The organism is Actinocorallia lasiicapitis (assembly GCF_054778695.1).
Genome location: NZ_BAAGZI010000613.1, coordinates 1 through 2,212, shown reverse-complemented (window position 1 = coordinate 2,212; position 2,212 = coordinate 1). Strand labels below are relative to the sequence as shown.

The 2,212-nt window shown below is 72.5% G+C and carries 4 protein-coding genes; 2 read left to right on the top strand and 2 right to left on the bottom strand.

Annotation, left to right across the window (positions count from 1 at the left end; translation table 11 throughout):
• Nucleotides 1–1,149, top strand: a 1,149-nt coding sequence (locus ACYVE7_RS32915) for a hypothetical protein (protein ID WP_460370345.1), incomplete at its 5' end; no start/stop codon positions are given.
• Nucleotides 1,150–1,185: 36 nt separating this feature from the next.
• On the opposite strand, the gene ACYVE7_RS32910 is transcribed toward ACYVE7_RS32915, so the two are convergent.
• Together ACYVE7_RS32910 and ACYVE7_RS32905 are read right to left on the bottom strand one after the other, a co-directional pair.
• The gene (locus ACYVE7_RS32910; protein ID WP_460370344.1) at nt 1,186–1,395 is read right to left on the bottom strand and encodes a hypothetical protein; all 210 of its coding nucleotides are present in this window, start codon (nt 1,393–1,395) and stop codon (nt 1,186–1,188) included.
• On the bottom strand, nt 1,392–2,000 hold the full coding sequence (locus ACYVE7_RS32905) for a TetR/AcrR family transcriptional regulator (protein WP_460370342.1): 609 nt from the start codon (nt 1,998–2,000) through the stop codon (nt 1,392–1,394). The genes ACYVE7_RS32910 and ACYVE7_RS32905 overlap by 4 nt, the downstream gene beginning before the upstream one ends.
• A 53-nt stretch (nt 2,001–2,053) precedes the next feature.
• On the opposite strand from ACYVE7_RS32905, the gene ACYVE7_RS32900 reads away from it, so the two are divergent.
• The coding region (locus tag ACYVE7_RS32900) for an urease subunit gamma (RefSeq protein ID WP_460370347.1) at nt 2,054–2,212 on the top strand (159 nt) is incomplete at its 3' end.

The following is a 2,212-nucleotide window of genomic DNA, read 5'->3' as shown; positions in this document are numbered from 1 at the left end:
GACGCCGCACGGGCGCTGCGGACCAGGGGCGCGGCCGGGGTCATCCTGCTGCAGTCGCAGGACGAGTCGGGCGCCGCCGTGGTCGAGGCCGCGGCGGCGGAAGCCGAACGGCTGCACGGCGCGGGAGCCCTCGGCGCGAGGGATTATCTGCTGGTGCGGCGGTTCCGGACCCAGCGGATGCTGGTCGAGGGCGACGTCGACGGCCTTGAGGCGGAGCTGGCGCTCGCGCTGGAACTGGACGTCCAGGACGTCGCGGGGGGCCATGCGGAGATCCTCGCGAGGGTCGTGTTCGCGCGGGACGGCGAGGAGGCGGGCGCGGCGCTCCTGGAGCGGGCGATCACGCTGTACGTCGCGGCCGGGCAGCCGTGGCGGGCCGTCCAGCCCTGCGGCTATCTGGCCATGACCGCGCTGGAGGCCGGGGACCCGGTGGCCGCCGAGTCGCACGCGGTACGGGCCCTGGAGTACGGGCGCGGGACGATCGGCGCGGAGGAGGCGGCGCACCTCGCGTCGGCGCGGGTCGAGGCGCTGATGCGGCAACGCGACCGCGAGGAGGATCTGATCACGGCGGCGCTCGACGCGTCGGCGCTCTGGGCGGACCTCCACGAACCGGACACGCTGCACCACACGTTCATCGCGGCCCGCACCTACCAGGCGCTGGGCCGGCACGGCGAGGCGCTCGCGCTGTACGAGCAGGTCGCGGACCGGATCGAGATCCCCTACGAGGGCGTCTCGCTGGCGATGACCCGCCGGAACTACGGCGAAGCCCTCCGCGAGAACCGTGCCTACGCCGAGGCCGCCGAACAGTTCCTGCTGGCGGCGGCGCTCGTCCAGGACGTCCCGGACGCGACGCACCTCCACGCCGAGCTGGCCTGGTCGGCCGCCGACATGCTCGACTACACCGGCTCCCCCGGCGTCACCGAGGCCTACGACAAGGCGGCCGCGCTCTGGTCGTCGCTCGGCCAGCTCACCCCCGAGATCCGCTGCCGCCGCGCCGCGGCCTGGTCCCGCCACTCCTCCTCCGCCGACGACGACCCCGGCGTCCAGGCGATGCGCGGCGTCCTCGCCGACCTGGACCACCTCCCCTCCGACAAGGAGGTCGACGAGCTCCGCGCCGAAACCAGCGCCCAACTCGACCAGATGCTCCGCTGAGCGGTCACCCGAGGGAGCCGTCGTGCCCGTCGCAGGTCAAGGCGGTGGTGAGGTCGAGAGGATGGGCTGTGGCGTGTCAACGACCGCGGCGTGGCCGATCAGCTCGCCGTCCCCCCAGAGCAGGGCGGGTATTCCGCCGAGCGCGTGGTCCCCGTCGGTGTCGAAGACGTCGTCTAGGAAACGGCGCAGGGTGCGGAGCGTGGAGGCGTCCGGCGCGGACGTGTGCGGCGCCTTGAGCTCGGTCATGGCTTCAGGAGATCACGGCGGAGGCCCGCGACGGCCTGGGCCACCGCCCATTCCGGATCGTGGCCGGGGATGCCGAGCATGAGGTCGTTGCCGAGGCCGTCCATCATCCGGCAGGCGCGGGCGGCGACGAAGGCGGGATCGTCGAGTGGGCGGAAGGCGCCCTGGTCGGTGCCGCTAGCGATCAGGTCGGCGAGGGTGGCGTGCCAGAACTCCAGGCCGTCCTTCAGCCTGGCCAGGGATTCCGCGTCGGTGGGTGGGGCGGCCATGACCTGGGTCCACAGCCGCCAGCGGATGTCGTCCTCGGCGTCGGGCAGATAGATCCGGACGTACCGGTCGATCGCCGCCCAGGGCTCGGTGATCCCGGCCAGTTCGGCGCGGCAGCGGGTGATCAGTTCCTGTTCGGACATGAACAGGGTCTCGATGATCACTCTGTCGCGGCGGCCGAAGTAGTAGAGGACGTGCCCGGTCGACATCCCGGCGCGGTCCGCGACGTCCCGCACCCTGACCTTGGCCGCGCCGACCTCCTCGATCGCCAGCAGCGCGGCCCGCAGCACATGGGCGCGCATGTCGGGACGCTCCAGGGTGAGCTTCTTCTTCTCCGGCATTCCCCTATTCTAGAGTAGAGCTCTAACTTTGAGCACCGTTCAAGGAGTGGTCGATGCGGCTGACGCCCACCGAGCAGGACAGGCTGCTGCTGTTCACGGCCGCCGAACTGGCGCGCGCCCGCCGAGCCCGCGGACTGCGGCTGAACGTCCCCGAGGCGACGGCGCTGATCGCCGACACCGTCTGCGAGGCCGCCCGCGACGGGGCGCGGCTG

Excerpts from the sequence above, each read along its gene's own strand:
- ACYVE7_RS32910 (WP_460370344.1), bottom strand. The coding sequence starts at position 1,395 with ATGACCGAGCTCAAGGCGCCGCACACGTCCGCGCCGGACGCCTCCACG.
- ACYVE7_RS32905 (WP_460370342.1), bottom strand. The coding sequence starts at position 2,000 with ATGCCGGAGAAGAAGAAGCTCACCCTGGAGCGTCCCGACATGCGCGCC.